At 58.1% G+C, this 451-nt stretch carries 1 protein-coding gene; it reads left to right on the plus strand.

Annotated features, from left to right (window positions below; all coding sequences use genetic code 11):
* Nucleotides 1-188 (plus strand): hypothetical protein (locus J5M71_RS28405; RefSeq protein ID WP_207838964.1); only part of this gene is annotated, 188 nt, incomplete at its 5' end.
* Between the last annotated feature and the right edge of the window lie 263 nt (nucleotides 189-451).

The following is a 451-nucleotide window of genomic DNA, read 5'->3' on the forward strand; positions in this document are numbered from 1 at the left end:
CTTTTGAAGACGTGAACCTCAAAAAAGGGCTGCCTTGGCCTGGCACCTGCCCGCTAGGGCAAAACAACGCGGTGGCCGAGCGAATGACAGCTCTGCAGATTCGCGAAAAGCGGGTTTTTGCCGGAAGAACAGGCAAGCGCGCCAACTTCACTCGATCTGTGTGGGCGGCTCTCTGTGGGCGATTTTGATGTCGATGCATGCGCATTGACGCTGTTGCGGGGCCCGATCAGGAGACGTCCTTATAATCGGGGGGAGATTGTAGCGAAGAAATGCGCGCAGTTGCTCGTGTTTAATGACTTTTATTAGGCATCCGGTCAGATGCTCAACGGCACCTGACCCCGTGCGCGCATTTGTCGCGGTACGACTCGGGCGCTGGCGGGCAGCGGCTGGTTCAACCAGGGCAGGCGGATTTCTTCGATTTCCACCCAGCCATCGCCCATCGGTTGCAGGC

This window comes from Pseudomonas sp. 43(2021) (genome assembly GCF_017490805.1).
Taxonomy (GTDB): Bacteria; Pseudomonadota; Gammaproteobacteria; order Pseudomonadales; family Pseudomonadaceae; genus Aquipseudomonas.